1 protein-coding gene is annotated in these 1,114 nt (G+C 68.0%); it reads right to left on the bottom strand.

The window, feature by feature from the left end; genetic code table 11:
• Positions 1-994: IS481 family transposase (locus LFM09_RS50055; RefSeq protein ID WP_414103726.1), on the bottom strand; the 994-nt coding region annotated here is incomplete at its 3' end.
• Positions 995-1,114 lie beyond the last annotated feature (120 nt).

Raw genomic sequence — 1,114 nt, forward strand, 5'->3', positions numbered from 1 at the left:
TGTACTGACCGGAGAGGTTCGGAACGCGGCTGGCGGGCGGTAGGCCTTTGAGCGCGGTGTGACCGCGGTGGTGATTGTAGGCGTGAAGCCACCGCGGGAACGCCTCGCGGCGCTCGGTCTCGGTGCGGTAGAGACGGGCGTAGGCCCATTCATCGAGCAGTGTGCGGTTGAACCGTTCGACCTTGCCGTTGGTCTGTGGCCGGTAAGGGCGGGTGCGTTTGTGGGTGATCCCGGCGGCGGTGAGGGTGTCGCGCCAGAGCCGGGAGCGGTAGCACGAACCGTTGTCGGTGAGCACTCGCTCGACGGTGATTCCGTTGGCGTTGAAGAAGATTTGCGCTCGTTGCCAGAAGGCGGTGGCGGTTTCCTTGGTCTCGTCGGCGAGGATTTCGGTGTAGGCCAGGCGGGAGTGGTCGTCGACGGCGTTGTGCAGGTAGCTGTAACCGAGGTTGGAGCGGCCTCCGCGCTTGCGGGGCCGGGCGGGGTCGCGGTGCGCGGAGCTGTTGCGCAGACCTGCTTGCCTGCCGTGGATCCTGTGGCCGCCGCCGTCGGGGATGTTGCCGAGCTTCTTGATGTCGACGTGGACGAGTTCACCGGGTGTGGCGCGTTCGTAGCGGCGCACCGGCTGCCCGGTGGCGCGGTCCACGTGCGTGAGCCGGGCCAGGCCGTAGCGGGTGAGGACTCGATGCACGGTCGAGGGCACCAGCCTCAGCAGGAACGCGATCCGCGCCGGCCCCCACCGCCGCACCAGCCGGACCTTGATGATCCGCCGCTCGGTCCGGGTCGGCGTCCGGCGCGGGCTCGACAACGGACGTGACGACCGGTCGGCCATGCCCGCAACGCCGAGTTCGCGGTAGCGGTCGGCCCAGCGTTTCGCGGTGCTGACTGACACCTGGAACCTCTCGGCGGCCCGCCGAAGAGGCCAGCCGTCCTCGACGACACACCGGGCAAGGCGCAGCCGGCCCAGCTCGGTCAGCGGTGCGTTAGCGTGGGTAATCGAGGGCCTCCTGGCTAGCCGGTGCAGATGTCGCAATCCACACCGAACCCGGAGGCCCTCCCTCAATCCAAGATCATCCGACTACGTGTCGGACCGTTCACAACCTCTCAAGGCAGTACA

Source organism: Lentzea alba, assembly GCF_047445655.1.
GTDB lineage: Bacteria > Actinomycetota > Actinomycetes > Mycobacteriales > Pseudonocardiaceae > Lentzea > Lentzea alba_A.